At 56.8% G+C, this 14,065-nt stretch carries 15 protein-coding genes, 1 tRNA gene and 1 pseudogene; 11 read left to right on the top strand and 6 right to left on the bottom strand.

The window, feature by feature from the left end:
- Positions 1 to 117 precede the first annotated feature (117 nt).
- Positions 118 to 1,281, top strand: a complete 1,164-nt coding sequence (gene mdoC / locus M2416_RS01975) for a glucans biosynthesis protein MdoC (RefSeq protein WP_076945189.1) — start codon at positions 118 to 120, stop codon at positions 1,279 to 1,281.
- A 50-nt stretch (positions 1,282 to 1,331) separates the two neighbouring features.
- Here the strand turns inward: mdoC and M2416_RS01980 are convergent, their stop codons facing one another.
- The 6 genes from M2416_RS01980 to ghrA all read right to left on the bottom strand — a co-directional run bounded on the left by M2416_RS01980 (position 1,332) and on the right by ghrA (position 5,813).
- On the bottom strand, positions 1,332 to 1,922 hold the full coding sequence (locus tag M2416_RS01980) for a TetR/AcrR family transcriptional regulator (RefSeq protein WP_076945494.1): 591 nt from the start codon (positions 1,920 to 1,922) through the stop codon (positions 1,332 to 1,334).
- 65 nt (positions 1,923 to 1,987) lie between these two features.
- On the bottom strand, positions 1,988 to 2,512 hold the full coding sequence (gene ymdB, locus M2416_RS01985; RefSeq protein WP_133597443.1) for an O-acetyl-ADP-ribose deacetylase: 525 nt from the start codon (positions 2,510 to 2,512) through the stop codon (positions 1,988 to 1,990).
- A gap of 369 nt (positions 2,513 to 2,881) precedes the next feature.
- Positions 2,882 to 3,373: a DUF1097 domain-containing protein gene (locus tag M2416_RS01990; RefSeq protein WP_123551476.1), complete on the bottom strand. Its 492-nt coding sequence runs from the start codon at positions 3,371 to 3,373 to the stop codon at positions 2,882 to 2,884.
- 102 nt (positions 3,374 to 3,475) lie between these two features.
- Positions 3,476 to 4,030 carry a TorD/DmsD family molecular chaperone gene (locus M2416_RS01995; RefSeq protein WP_076945186.1) on the bottom strand — a complete coding sequence of 185 codons (555 nt, stop codon included), beginning with the start codon at positions 4,028 to 4,030 and terminating at the stop codon, positions 3,476 to 3,478.
- Between the two features lie 22 nt (positions 4,031 to 4,052).
- Positions 4,053 to 4,790 carry a phosphatase gene (locus M2416_RS02000; RefSeq protein WP_045854817.1) on the bottom strand — a complete coding sequence of 246 codons (738 nt, stop codon included), beginning with the start codon at positions 4,788 to 4,790 and terminating at the stop codon, positions 4,053 to 4,055.
- 84 nt (positions 4,791 to 4,874) lie between these two features.
- A complete protein-coding gene (gene ghrA, locus M2416_RS02005) occupies positions 4,875 to 5,813 on the bottom strand; it encodes a glyoxylate/hydroxypyruvate reductase GhrA (protein ID WP_259221819.1) in 939 nt (312 codons plus the stop codon).
- Between the two features lie 268 nt (positions 5,814 to 6,081).
- Here ghrA and M2416_RS02010 point away from each other — a divergent pair.
- The 10 genes and pseudogenes from M2416_RS02010 to M2416_RS02055 all read left to right on the top strand — a co-directional run bounded on the left by M2416_RS02010 (position 6,082) and on the right by M2416_RS02055 (position 14,057).
- Positions 6,082 to 6,169, top strand: a tRNA-Ser gene (locus M2416_RS02010).
- 380 nt (positions 6,170 to 6,549) lie between these two features.
- Entirely contained in the window at positions 6,550 to 7,422 is an 873-nt protein-coding gene (locus M2416_RS02015; RefSeq protein WP_259221820.1) for a MurR/RpiR family transcriptional regulator, read from the top strand.
- Between the two features lie 44 nt (positions 7,423 to 7,466).
- Positions 7,467 to 8,423 carry an agmatinase gene (locus M2416_RS02020; protein ID WP_076945493.1) on the top strand — a complete coding sequence of 319 codons (957 nt, stop codon included), beginning with the start codon at positions 7,467 to 7,469 and terminating at the stop codon, positions 8,421 to 8,423.
- Positions 8,424 to 8,477: 54 nt separating this feature from the next.
- The gene (locus M2416_RS02025; RefSeq protein ID WP_076945183.1) at positions 8,478 to 9,266 is read left to right on the top strand and encodes a transporter substrate-binding domain-containing protein; all 789 of its coding nucleotides are present in this window, start codon (positions 8,478 to 8,480) and stop codon (positions 9,264 to 9,266) included.
- A gap of 50 nt (positions 9,267 to 9,316) precedes the next feature.
- The gene (locus M2416_RS02030) at positions 9,317 to 10,687 is read left to right on the top strand and encodes an MmgE/PrpD family protein (RefSeq protein WP_259221821.1); all 1,371 of its coding nucleotides are present in this window, start codon (positions 9,317 to 9,319) and stop codon (positions 10,685 to 10,687) included.
- Positions 10,677 to 11,336, top strand: a complete 660-nt coding sequence (locus M2416_RS02035) for an amino acid ABC transporter permease (RefSeq protein WP_076945181.1) — start codon at positions 10,677 to 10,679, stop codon at positions 11,334 to 11,336. Before M2416_RS02030 ends, M2416_RS02035 begins: the two co-directional genes overlap by 11 nt.
- A 9-nt stretch (positions 11,337 to 11,345) precedes the next feature.
- On the top strand, positions 11,346 to 11,999 hold the full coding sequence (locus M2416_RS02040) for an amino acid ABC transporter permease (protein WP_045854810.1): 654 nt from the start codon (positions 11,346 to 11,348) through the stop codon (positions 11,997 to 11,999).
- The gene (locus tag M2416_RS02045) at positions 11,999 to 12,739 is read left to right on the top strand and encodes an amino acid ABC transporter ATP-binding protein (protein ID WP_045854809.1); all 741 of its coding nucleotides are present in this window, start codon (positions 11,999 to 12,001) and stop codon (positions 12,737 to 12,739) included. Before M2416_RS02040 ends, M2416_RS02045 begins: the two co-directional genes overlap by 1 nt.
- A 27-nt stretch (positions 12,740 to 12,766) precedes the next feature.
- Positions 12,767 to 13,177, top strand: coding sequence for a RidA family protein (locus tag M2416_RS02050; protein ID WP_076945180.1), 411 nt, complete (start codon positions 12,767 to 12,769; stop codon positions 13,175 to 13,177).
- Positions 13,178 to 13,374: 197 nt separating this feature from the next.
- Positions 13,375 to 14,057 (top strand): annotated as a pseudogene (locus tag M2416_RS02055) (hypothetical protein).
- Positions 14,058 to 14,065: the final 8 nt, after the last annotated feature.

Below are 14,065 nucleotides of genomic sequence, written 5' to 3' on the forward strand. Positions count from 1 at the left end.
GCACTTTGCGTGCTTATCCTGGAGACAGGTATCCAGAGTTGATGTAGGGTTGCTGAGAATTTAAACGTTATCACCTTGAGTGATAAGACGAATTGTCTGAGAATGTAGTGAAACTGTATGAATAATGCGCCAGTAGAACGTGAATATTTCTTCGATAGCATCCGCGCATGGTTAATGTTGCTGGGGATACCTTTTCACATATCGCTTATCTATTCCAGCCACAGCTGGCATGTTAATAGCGCCGAACCCTCGTGGTGGCTGACGCTGTTCAACGATTTTATTCATGCATTTCGCATGCAGGTTTTCTTCGTCATCTCCGGCTACTTCTCCTACATGCTTTTTCTGCGCTATCCGCTAAAAAAATGGTGGAAAGTGCGGGTCGAGCGCGTGGGCATCCCCCTGTTAACCGCCATTCCGCTGCTGACCCTGCCGCAGTTTATTATGCTGCAGTACGTCAACGGCAAAGCCGATAGCTGGCACGCGCTCTCAGGGTACGACAAATTCAACACCCTCGCCTGGGAGCTCATCTCGCATCTGTGGTTTTTACTGGTGCTGGTCGTTCTCACCACCCTCGGGGTGGTGCTGTTCAAATGGCTCACCGGGCGCCGCACGGAAGGCGGCCCGAGCCTTGGTGACACCGTCACATTGTCTCAGCTGTCGATGATTTTCCTCGCGCTCGGCGTGCTCTACGCGCTGATCCGCCGCACGCTGTTCATTCTCTATCCGCCGATTCTCAGCAACGGCCTGTTTAATTTTATCGTCATGCAGACCCTGTTCTACCTGCCGTTCTTTATTCTCGGCGCGCAGACCTTTATCAACCCGCGCCTGAAAGCGCTGTTCACCCGGCCGTCGCCGTGGTGCTACGTCGGAGCGCTGCTGGGCTTTATCGCCTACCGCCTGAACCAGCAGTACGGCTCCGGGGACGCGTGGATGTTTGAAACCGAGTACGTTATTACCATGGTGCTCGGACTGTGGATGGTTAACGTGGTGTTTTCCCTTGGGCACCGCCTGCTGAACTTCCAGTCGGCGCGGGTGACCTATTTTGTCAATGCCTCGCTGTTTATCTATCTGGTGCACCACCCGCTCACCCTGCTGTACGGCGCGTGGATTGCTCCGGCCATCCAATCGAACACCTTAGGGTTTATTGCCGGGCTGATTTTTGTGGTGGGCATTGCGCTGATCCTCTACGAAATTCATCTACGGATCCCGCTGCTGCGCTTCCTCTTTTCGGGGAAATTCCAGAGTAAAACGCCGAAGCCGCAGGTTTCGGCCAACGGCTAGTCCCGCCGGGGCTGCGCCAGGCGCGCGGCCCCGGAGCAGGCCAGCGAAGATTATTTTTTGTCAAACAGAAGCTGGAACAGGTCGCGATAGAGCGCGGCCATTGCCGGCTTATTGGCTTCCGCGGCGGTGGTCAGCTCGCGACGATATGCCGCGCCCTCGGTTAATACCGCAATCAGTTCACTGGCGGCATCGATCTGCGCCGCCGACATCTCGGGATGAGAGTGACGGGTAAGCCGCCCGCCCTCCTCTTTCAGGCGCCGGTCGGCCTGCTGTAAAATTTCGCGCAGGCGCGGGTTTCTCGAGGCTTCGGCGTTAATTTCCATCAGCAGATAATTATCGGTTATCGTGGCGGCCGACGGCGGAATGACGCCAGCCAGCAGCGATGCCATCCGCTCGAGGTCGTGATTGTCGCGAATCATCTCCTCCACCCTGGCGTGAACAATTTCGCTGACTATCGCCTCGATAATCTCCTCTTTGCTCGCAAAAATGCGGTACAGCTGCCCTACGCTAAGCCCGGCCTCGCGGGCAATATCGGCAACGGACGCGCCGTGGAGCCCTTTTGCGGCAAAACATGCTTGTGCCGCAGAAACAATCTCCACCCGCCGAACGAGCTGCTTTTGCGCTACCTTTCCCTCAGCCACCAACGGATCTCCTTCATTGATAATTGCCAACGCCTGCCTTGCCAGCAGCGTCGGCTGCGCTGCGCTTATTGTGCCTGCAGCAGGCGGTGATAAATCTCAGCCGTTTCGGCATCAAAACAGACAAAGCAGACGCGTTCCAGCGGATTGTAGCGCGTGAGAAAGGCGTTCACCGTCCGCACGGCGATCTCCGCCGCAGCCTGCTTAGGGTAACCGTACACGCCGGTGCTGATTGCCGGGAAGGCAATAGAGCGGTAGCTATTCGCCGCCGCCAGCTGCAGGCTGTTTTTATAGGCATCGGCCAGCAGTTCAGCCTCCTGGCGATCGCCGCCGTGCCAGATCGGCCCAACGGCGTGAATAACCGCGCTGGCCGGGAGCTGGCCGGCGGTGGTGATCACCGCATGACCGGGAGCGCACTCGCCCTGCTGCTGACGCACTATTTTGCACGCGGCCAGCAGCTCCGGCCCGGCGGCCCGATGAATAGCGCCATCGACCCCGCCGCCGCCGAGCAGTGAAGGGTTAGCAGCGTTGACGATAACATCGACTGCCAGCGTCGTGATGTCTCCGAGAATAACCTCAGGTTTAACAGCCATTTCGCCTCCTGTCGGCAAACGTCTTAAGTAAAGCTTAGCGGTAATATCGCATGACGGCCCCGAGGACGAAAGCCCGAGGCCCGGCAATGCGCGATATCCGCTTGCCAGAATAGCAAGGGTATGTTGCGGATTAATATACTTTAATTGCGCTGCCCTGCGGTTTTCCTCGCGCAGGCACCCTTTTGCGGGCTGCCGACCGGCAATCCGTTTAATTTTTCGCCAGGGCCCGGGCGTAACAATATGATTAGCCGTCGAATAAAATGGCTTCGAGAGCACTGTTCGGGGGAGCCCTGCGCCAGCAGGAAAAGGTGATTGACAGAAAAGCAAAACAGGACCTGAGGTCCGGTTTTAGGTGAGGAATAGCGCCGCTCAGGCTTCGTCGGGGGTTTCGTGGGCCAACGATTTACTCTTTTCCGCCCGCGCCGCCAGCCAGAGTCCGCTGTTTTTCATCGCATAGCCAAAAACCAGCCCCAGCGCCAGAGAAGGCACAATCAGGCGCCAGTCGCCGCCGCCGGCAAAGGTTGCGCAGGCGCCGATAAAGGTTCCGGGCACGAAGGAGAGCAGCACCTGACGCGCCTGAATGCACATCAGAAACGCCACTATGCCGGTTATCATATAGCCGAGGATTTCCAGATGCGGCGCCAGCGCGCTGCCGTAGACGATCGCCTGGGCCCATATCACGCCGCTCATCACCGTACAGGTAGAGATCAGCAGCCCTTTCAGGCCGCCCTGCGGGCAGGCAAAATAGGCCGTGCAGCCGAGAAAGCCAGCCCAGCTCAGCAGGCCGAGCGCGACCGCCACCCATCCCCAGATCCCGGAGAGAATGCCCGTCGTTATTGCAATTGCGAGAAGTATGTTCATGGCGCGTATCATAGCAGATACGCACCCTTCAAATGCGATCCTGAGCACACAATCTGAAATGGCGTACTCTTCGTTGCATTTTAATTGTGATTTAAATCACAATTACTCTTCATTCTCTTCCTGCAGCTCGTCCCACATGGCGGAGAGGGCCTCGCGCGTCAGCGGCGCCATTGTCCGCCAGAAAGGCGTCACCGCATGGGCTTCGACCTTGCCGAGGAAGATCCCGCACCACGGCAGAATATAGTCGGCAAACAGCGTTTCCAGGGTCTCGCTTTCATCTTCCGTCGCATGATCCTCAAGCCACGAAGCGGCCAGCAGCAGGGAACCAATATGATCGGCCCGCCCCTCCCCGGTTGGGATCCCGTGCTCGCTCAGAAAGCCGCGAACTTCGGCCTCCGTAGCGCCCTCAACCCAGGCGCTACGGTACGGCGGGACGCTGCACTCTTCGCCGACAAACAGCGCGTTGTAATCGGCGGCCAGCGGCTGCACGTCGCAGCTTTTTTGCAGGCGCTCCAGCTGCTCATCCTGCTCCAGCGGCCAGCTTGCCGCCAGCTTGCCTTCACGAATAAGGGTAAACAGCGGCACCAGCAGCGGGTCCTGTGGCTGACGATAGTACAGGGAGCCCAGCACGCGGCAGAGGATTGAAAACTCGTTCATTCATTTATTCCAGTTAGACAAATTAAAGATCGGCAAACTCAGCGATCGCCGGCATCCCGCGAGATTCAAGGAAGTTCAGCAGCCGGCGCGGAGAAACGTTAAGGATCCTCTCCTCGGGGAAATTCACCTCATCGAGGATCTTGCGACACTCCCTGAACTCGCCCAGCGTAAAGGCAGTATGCGAATCAGAGCCGAGGGCCACCCAGCCTCCGGCGTCGCGCACCGCGGCGGCGATGGCCCGGCAGTTATCTTCGCTGCCTACGCGTGAGGAGATAAATGAGGAGTTGTTGATCTCCAACGCCACCTGGTATTTTGCCGCCGCTTCGGCGATGGCCGGGATATCGACCGGGAATTTAGGGTTGCCCGGGTGGCTGATAATGTGCACCGCGCCGCTCGCCATCGCGGCGATCATCGCCTCGGTATGGGTTGCTTTGTCCTGCGGCGGAAAGACCGGCTCATGGAAGCCCGCAATGAACAGGTCCAGGGAGGTGAGCATCGGACCGGAGCAGTCAATTTCACCGTGAATATTTTTAATATTGGCTTCAATACCGCGCAGAATGCCAACGCCGTCCACCAGCCGCGGCCAGATGCGCATATTGACGAAGTGCCAGTAGTGCGGCGCATCGGCCATATCCGGGCCATGGTCAGTGATCGCAAAGAGTTTGATCCCCTTGCGCTTTGCTTCGGCAATGTAATCGTGCAGGGTGCTGTAGGCGTGGGTACTGGCGACGGTATGCATGTGCAGGTCAACAGGATACATCACAATCTCCTTCTCTGTTTGTGGCAAGAATAGCAGGAATCAGGACGTATGATTAGCAAAACCCCGCCGCAGCGGGGTTCTCTTTTAATAACCTCGCTGGCGATCGACCTGCCCGCTGACAGTTTCCCCTCGCTCGAGCTGGCTAATCGTACCGGCTATATAGGTAATCGCTTCCTGCGGCCGCGTCACCGCGGCGATATGCGGCGTCATTGCCACCCGCGGATGCGCCCACAGCGGGCTTGCCGCCGGGAGCGGCTCGCGGCTAAAGACATCAAGCATGGCGCCTTTAAGTTTACCGCTTTCCAGCGCCGCCAGCAGATCGTCTTCAACGACATGGACGCCGCGCGCCAGGTTGAGAACATAGCTGCCGTCCGGAAGCTGCGCCAGTAGCTGCTGATTAATAATGCCGACCGTCTCGGCCGTGTTGGGCAGCAGGTTGATCAGGACCCGGGTTTCGCGCAGGAATTCATTCAGCTCATCGGCCCCGGCAAAGCTTTGCACCTCCGGCCACGCCTTGCGGCTGCGGCTCCAGCTGCGCAGCGGGAAGCCCCATGCCTGTAGCCCTTGCGCAACCTTCGCGCCGAGCACGCCGGCTCCCATGATGCCGATGGTAAAATCTTCGCGCCGGTATTCATCGAGCGGCTGCCAGCGCGCCTGCTGCTTCAGCGCCTGATAATCGTCAAACCGGCGGAACCAGTGCAGTACCTGGCTGACCGCATACTCCTGCATCTGCAGCCCCATACCGGTATCTTCCAGGCGGAACAGCGGAATCGATAGCGGCAGCATCTGCGGATGTTCGCGCAGCTTGCTGAGGATCGAGTCCACCCCCGCGCCGAGCGCAAAGACGGCCTTTAGGTCGCGGCCCTGGAGCATTTCCACCGGCGGGTGCCAGACCAGCGCATAGTCGGCGGGCCGATCGTCACCAGGCTTCCACTCGCGTACGCGCGAACCGGGGAGCTGTTTTTCCAGCTCGGCAATCCAGTACGGGATATCAAACGTCGGGTGGTAAAAGATAATCTCCATTGTCACTCCTGATAGCTAATGTCTTAAGCAGGTTTGCGTTAGCGCCGTATTTTACTTGTTGTTTTCTATTGGTTTGCCAGCATAGCAAATTTCGCCTGGCCGGCGGGTAAAAAGAGAGTGGCGACAAAAAAAACGATTGTCGTGCGTTTCGCCAGCAGGTTGCGCGAAGTTTGGCTAAACGCGCGTTTTTTTTAAAAAGTTGATTGACGAGAGATACGTATTTCCCTAAATTAGCGCCCGTTCCCGGCAGCAACGGGAACGACAATATGGTGAGGTGTCCGAGTGGCTGAAGGAGCACGCCTGGAAAGTGTGTATACGGCAACGTATCGAGGGTTCGAACCCCTCCCTCACCGCCATATTTGAAGAAGAGCTCGTACGCAAGTACGGGCTTTTTTTTCGCATATTGCACCCGCCGGGAGGGATAAGAAGCCTCGACCAGGGTCGACAGCTATTTGCTTCATGAACGCTCCTTTGCCCTGGCAGCATGCAGTCGATGCTCCACGCTAGTGCGTAAAAAATGCACAGTTCCCCGCTGCTAACAACCTGAAAAAATAACGCCCGCCCCTTTTTTCACGCGGTTTTGAATCAGACTAATCATTCCTGGAATCAGCGTTCCCTCCCTATGCCGCCAGGGTGTCCTGCTGCGGGGTTAAATTTGATTCATTCCAATCAATGATAATCCTCTTTGGCACAACCGTTGCAATTGTGATTGAGTCAAACCGAAAGGGAATCACATATGGAACAGGCTGAAGTTATTTCCAGGCTAAAAGCAATGTACGAACAGCTTCCCCGTCAGGAACGGCTGGCGGCCAGCTTTGTGTTAGACCACGCCCAGGAAGTAGCGGTAATGTCGATGCGTGAGCAGTCGCGTCTTGCCGGCGTTCCGCCTTCCACGATGACCCGTTTGGCAAAACGCCTCGGACTCGGCGGCTACGATGCACTGCGCGAAGTGTTTATCGCCGCCTTGCGTACCAAAAGCAGCATCTATGAATCACGAGTGCCGGGACTGGTTGCGATGAATAAGCAGGGAGAAGACTCTTTGCTGCGCGACCTGGCCGCCACCACGCAGGCCCATATTGAAACACTGTGTCGTCAGGAGAATCTTGAGGCGATGATTCGAGCCAGCAGGCTCCTTGCAGAAGCGCGGACCATTTACTGTCTGGGGCTTCGCTCGTCGTTTCCTGTCGTCTTCCATTTTCAACATGTCAGCGCCTGGTTCGCCAACAATGTGCGCCTGATTGATGGCGCAGGCGAAAGCGGCATGATGACGCTGATGGGGGAGATTAATGCCAAAGATGTGCTGCTGGTGGTCAGTCTGGCCCCCTATTCCCGACGTGCTGTCACGCTGGCCCGCTATTTAGCCCAGCGGAAAATCCGTGTTGTCGCAATTACCGATAATGCCAGTTCGCCTGTCGCAAGACTGGCCGCGGAATCAATAATGGTACAAAAGAAAACGGCGTCGTTTTTCGACACGATTACGCCAGCCTTATTAGTTAGTGAATTACTGGTGGCATTATTTGCCGCCAACGCCCGGACCGATATTCACTCGGCAGTGAAAAGAACCGAAGAGCAATTATGGGCCACCGGAGAGTGGTGGAGTCTTAACTAGTTATTCACGACAGACCAGAGGATAAAATGAGATATAAATCCGAAATGACCACCGCACCGAAACATGGTCATAAGAGCCTGCTTTATTCCGAAGTAGTCAGTGATTTAAATACGTTGGATCGTGTAGATATCGCCGTATTAGGGATTCCTTATGGCTCGCCTTATTCCATTGATGAGGTCACCAACGATCAAACTAATGGACCAACGGCAGTGCGTCAGGCGACCGATCGCGCGGTGCGCAGCATTGAGCGTTACGATTTCGATATTGGCGGCCCGCTGATGGATAATCAGGATATTCGCATGATCGATTGCGGCGATATCGCCGGCGATGCCCGCGCCCTGGGTCAACATTACGAAGCGGCCGAAGCGGTAGTACGTAAAATTCTGCAACTGGGCGGCATGCCGCTGGTGATTGGCGGCGATCACGGTATTCCGATTCCGGTGCTGCGCGCGCTGGATGAACTGAATGAAACCATCACCCTGATTCATGTCGATGCTCACCTGGACTGGCGTCAGGATGTCAACGGCGTGACCGATGGTTACTCCAGCCCCATTCGCCGGGCCTCGGAAATGGAGCACATCGGCGAAATCTGGCAAATTGGCCTGCGTGCAAACGGTTCGGCGCGCCAGGAAGAGGTGGACGCAGCGCTGGAATATGGTGCGAAATTGATTCCTGCCCATCAGCTGCATGATGAAGGTATCGACAGCCTGTTAGCACGTATTCCTGATGGCGGTCATTATTATATTACCTGTGACGCCGATGGTATTGACCCAACGATTATGCCCGCGGTCAACGGCCCGGCATTAGGCGGGGTAACTTATCACCAAATGCGTAAATTAATTCACGGCCTGGTGGCAAAAGGCAAAGTCGTGGGCATGGATCTGGTTGAAATCACGCCGAAGAAAGATATTAACCAAATTACCGCCATTACCGCCTGTCGGTTCTTTGTCAATTTAATTGGCACTGCGGTGCGCGCGGGTTATTTCAATAAAAATAGTTAATCCGCCTCATGACCGCGTATTTACGTAACAATAACCTGAACGGGAAATAATGAGATGAAAAAACAGTTTGCATTTGCAGCAATGCTGGGGCTCGCTTGCGCATTCTCCAGCCTCTCCGCCAGCGCCGCCGATTTGCTGGATACTATTATGCAGCAAAAAGTGGTGCGTATCGCGGTCCCTCAGGATTACGCCCCCTATGGCTTTGTGGGGAGTGATATGCAGCCGCAGGGCATTGATATCGACACCGCCAAACTGATAGCCGATAAACTGGGCGTGAAGCTGCAGCTGGTGCCGGTCACAGGACCAAATCGCGTCCCCTATCTGCAAAGCGGTAAAGCGGATATGACCATCTCTTCGCTGGGTAAAACCGCAGAGCGCGCCAAAGTGATCGACTACAGCATCGCCTATGCGCCTTTCTTTGATGCGGTGTTTGGCAAGGCTGAGGTGAAAGCCAGCAACGCCGACGAGCTGGCCGGCAAAACGGTCTCGGTAACCCGCGGCTCGATGCAGGATGAAGAGTTAACGACCCTGGCACCAAAAGCTAACGTCAAACGCTTTGAAGATAACAACAGCACTATCGCCTCGTTCATGTCCGGCCAAACGCAATTAGTGGCAATCGGTACCACCGTCGCCGGCGCACTGAAGCAGAAAAACCCCGGTCTGGATATCCAGTTAAAAGTGATTCTGGCTAACGCCCCGTGCTACGTCGGCCTGCCAAAAGGTAACCCTGCGCTGGTTGCCAAAGTGAACGAAATCCTGCGTGCCGCGAAAGCCGACGGCACCATCAATCAGATTTCGCAGAAGTGGCTGGGTGCGCCAGCAGGCGATCTGCCTGAATCCTAAGCATTGTGGCTCCCTGTGGGCGGGGAGTCTTTTCTCTGGTGGGGAACAACATGAACCATTATGCAACCCATATTTTGGCCCGGCAGGCGGCGGCCATAACGCTGTCGTCGATCCCAGGCGACGTGCGACGGATCGCCTGTCGCGCGCTGATCGACACGCTGGGCGTGGCGCTGGCTGGCAGCACGATGCCGATAGTGCAGCGTCTGAAACGGACGGTAATGAGCGAGGGTAAGGCCTGCACGCTGGGCGGCACGCTGCGCGTCAGCCCGCTGGACGCCGCGCGGATCAACGGTTGTGCCGCCCACGCTCTGGATTTTGATGACAACTGCTACGCCGGATTCGTCCATGGCTCCGCAGTCATCATCCCGGCCGCACTGGCAGTGGCTCAGCAGTATGACCGCGACGGCGCCAGTCTGCTGACGGCCATTGTCTCGGGCAGCGAATGCCAATACCGGCTCGGCGAAGCGCTGGGCCAGCAGCTGTATCAACGCGGATGGTGGACAACCGGGGTTCTGGGTGTGGTCGGCGCCGCCGTTGCCGCCGCCCACCTGCTACGCCTGGCTCCTCAGCAGGTTGCCCATGCTATTGCGTTAGCTCTTGCCGCCGCTGGCGGCAGTAAAAGCGCCTTTGGCAGCGATGCGAAAGCCGTGATGGCCGGACTGGCCGCCGAACGAGGCATTCAGGCGGCGCTGATGGCGCAAGCGGGAATCACTGGTCCGCTCGATACGCTGGAGCATCATTACGGATTGCCGGTGCTGATGAACGATGCCCAATGGCAGCCGGAGCGGTTAACCGTGCACGGCTGGCGCTTGCTGCGGCCGGGGCTGGACGTTAAACGCATCCCGGTATGCCTGTCTGCTCACGCGGCCGTCGATGCGGTTGTCACCCTGATGCAACGGCATACGCTTGCGGTGGATGAAATAGAGCAGATCCGCTGCGATGTGCCGCAGATCGTGCTCGCGAACTTGATTTACGCCGATCCATTGACTCCGCAACAGGCGCAATTCAGCCTGCCCTATGCCATCGCCGCCACGCTATTTTATGGTGAGTTAACCCTTAACCAGTTGACGCAGGCGTCGCTGAAACCGGCAGGGCTACATGCCCTGATGGCGAAAGTCAGCATCACCAGCAGCACGCAGTGGCAACACCCGCAGAGTTTGCAAACAGCCCCGGAAGGTGCCTGCGTCACCCTGAATCTGAAATCGGGGCGGCAGCTCAGCTGCCGTGTCGATCGCGCTCTGGGCAATGCCGCCAATCCCCTGAGCGATGAGGCCCTGGATGACAAGTTCCTGTCATGCGCCCAGCGAGCCCTACCCGCGACCACGAGTCGTCACCTTCTGGACCAGCTACGCCAGGTTATCGCCCTGCCCTCCGTGGCGCAGCTGTCACGACTACTGGAGAAACCAGAACATGAGCTTTGATTTTTCGCCGGTATTGAGCCAGTGGCCGATGCTGCTTAACGGCATCGCCATCACCCTCATGATGACGCTGGCGGCCACGCTGCTGGGCATTACCCTGGGGATTGCCTGCGGCTGGGGACGCGCCAACGGCCCGCGCCCGTTACGGTGGCTCATTGCCAGCTATGTCGAGCTGGTCCGCAATACTCCCTATATCATCCAGCTGTTTTTTATCTTTTTTGGCCTGCCGGCGGTAGGCGTACAGATGTCGGCGCTGACGGCCAGCGTGCTGTCGCTGATCCTCAACCTTGGCGCGTACGCCAGTGAGATCGCCCGTGCCGGTATTGAGAACACGCCGCGCAGCCAAATCGAAGCGGCACAGAGCCTTGCGTTAAACCGCTGGCAAATTTTTACCCGCGTGGTGCTGCCTCCGGCTCTTGGCAGAGTCTGGCCCGCGTTGGTCAGTCAGGTCATTATCATCATGCTGGGTTCGGCGGTATGCAGCCAGATCTCAACCGAAGAGCTGTCGTTCAGCGCCAACCTGATTGCCAGCCGCACCTTTCGTAATTTCGAAGCCTATATTATCGCCGCCGCTGCCTATCTGGTATTAGCAATCGCCGTGCGCCAGATTCTGAACTGGATAGGCCCGCGCTTTATTTTCCGTCGACCTTGAGGATCCATGATGAGCGACTTTTCCTTATGGGATATCTATCGCAACTTGCTGCTGGCGCTGCGCTGGACGGTTGGATTGTCCGCTATCGCATTTATTGGCGGTGGCGTCGTCGGTGGGTTACTGCTGGTACTACGCCTCTCTGGTTCGCGTATCGCCAGCTATTTCGTTCGCGGCTATGTGCAGCTGTTTCAGGGAACGCCGCTGCTGCTGCAGCTCTTTCTGGTCTATTTCGGCCTGGCGATCGCCGGCATTAATACTTCGCCACTATTTACTGCCAGTTTCTGCCTGACGCTGTACGCCAGCGCCTATTTAACCGAAATCTGGCGCGGCAGCGTGGAAGCCATTCCACGCCAGCAGTGGGAGGCAGCCCAGAGCCTGGCGCTCAACTTTCGCGAACAGCTACGCTACATCATTCTGCCCCAGGCCCTGCGTGTGGCCATCGCCCCTACCGTCGGCTTTTTGGTGCAGGCCATTAAGAACACGGCTCTGGCGTCGGTGATTGGTTTTGTCGAACTGACGCGCGCCGGGCAGATCATCTCGAACGCCACGTTTTCACCCTTCCTGATTTACGGCAGCGTGGCCCTGTTTTACTTCTTCCTGTGCTTTCCGCTCTCCATATGGAGCCGGCATCTTGAACAACGTTTGTCACGGAGAACCAACTGATGACCCAGACAGCCGATTTTTCCCTGGTGGATATACGCGCGCTGCATAAGCGTTTTGGCGAAAACGAGGTGCTGAAAGGCATTGATTTGCAGATAAAACGCCAGGAAGTGGTGTGCATTATCGGCAAAAGCGGCTCGGGGAAAAGCACCTTATTACGCTGCATTAATGGCCTGGATGCCTATCAGGCGGGAGAGCTGCTGGTGGACGGACAGCCGGTGCAGCAGGACAACGGCACCGCTCTGCGCGAACTGCGGCAAAACGTCGGCATGATTTTTCAGAGCTTTAATCTTTTTCCTCACCTTACCGTGGGTAAGAACGTGATGCTGGCCCCGACGCTGGTGAAAAAGATGGCCAAAGGTGAAGCCGAGCGCACGGCCAGACGGTTACTGGAACGCGTCGGCCTGGCCGATAAATTTGATGCCTGGCCGGATAGCCTCTCCGGCGGTCAACAGCAGCGCGTCGCGATTGCCCGCTCGCTGGCGATGAATCCGGAAATCTTGCTGTGCGATGAAATAACCTCCGCGCTGGATCCGGAGCTGGTCGGCGAAGTACTGCAGGTGATTGAGTCGCTGGCGCAGGAAGGCATGACCATCATCATGGTCACGCACGAAATGAATTTCGCGCGCAAAGTCAGTGACCGGGTGGTGTTTATGCATCAAGGGCGCGTCCACGAAGTGGGTAGCCCGGACACACTGTTTACTCAGCCGCAAACGGCAGAACTTCGTCAATTCCTGGCCTGAGGGCCGCTTATACACCTGGAGCAAAAAATGGTACACACGCGTATTCGTCCGTTTAATACCAAAGAGACCTATCCGGAGCAAAATCTGGATAACGATCTGTGTCAGGCCGTCATCGCCGGAAACATGGTCTTTCTACGCGGGCAAATTGGGCAAAACTTAGACACCCGTGAATCAGTGGGCATTGGTGATATTGCGGCGCAAACCGAGCAGGCAATGTACAACATCAACATGCTGCTGGAAGAGAGCGGCAGCAACCTGCAAGAGATCTGCAAAATCACCGTTTATCTGACCGACGTTCGCCACCGTGAAACGGTATACAATATCATGGGTCGCTGGTTGAAAGGCGTGTTCCCGGTCTCTACCGGGCTGATGATTTCACATCTGGCGCGTCCGGAATGGCAGGTTGAGATCGACGTGATTGCCGTGAAGGCGGGTTGATAAACCGTCAGTGATACGCTCACCTATGAATTAAGGGAGGGGGATAAACGAACAGCAGGATTTCCCGACGCTCCCTTATATTCGTCCCTTTAAGCCTGAGGCAGGGTTTGTCGATTTCGTGGCGGTCTAAAGTGAGTCCCCCGCAGTTTACCCGCTCGGGCCTCTCCTCATACATGGATACTCCCTGCTGGCCAGATATGGACGGCGAAAATAAAACCGTCGCAATGTATGGGAACTCGGACAGCCATTACAATAACAACGTGAACACTCGCCTGCGCGACCTCGCCCGCTCGCTGCTGCCCGAAAGTGGCAAAGGCTATGCGTATCGCGATATTACCCTCTCGACCGGACATCGGGGTCGGCATATTCTCAGCCAGCAGTTCCAGAACGGTCTGCAAAAGTGGGACCTGATCGTCTTCCAGAGAAACTCGACGGAAGCCATCACCAAAAGGGCCGCAACCCGGGAGTATTTTACCCAATCGGCGATAACCATGGCGGAAATTGCGCACAAAGAGAATGAAAAGGTTGTCTGGTTCATGACCTGGGCCAGCAAAAATAAACCGGAGCTGACGGATAAACTGGAAAAGGCCTGTCTTGCTATCGCCCCCAGACACACGGCTACGTGGCCCCTGTCGGCCTCGCTTTTGCGCGCACCGTTGAGCAGCCCCCGGAGATAAATTTATACCACAGCGAGGGCAACCCCCCATCGCTGGCCGGCACCTACCTGACGGCCTGCGTGCTGTTTGCCACCCTCTATCATCACTCTCCGGTAGGCGGCGCCCTGCCCGTCGACGGCGATATGACCGAACGGACGGCCCGCGCCCTGCAGCAAACCGCATGGGATGCGGTCCTCGCTTTCAGAGAGCAAAAGTCATCATAAACCTCCAG

The sequence above is a fragment of the Klebsiella sp. BIGb0132 genome (assembly GCF_024810075.1).
Taxonomy (GTDB): Bacteria; Pseudomonadota; Gammaproteobacteria; order Enterobacterales; family Enterobacteriaceae; genus Klebsiella; species Klebsiella terrigena.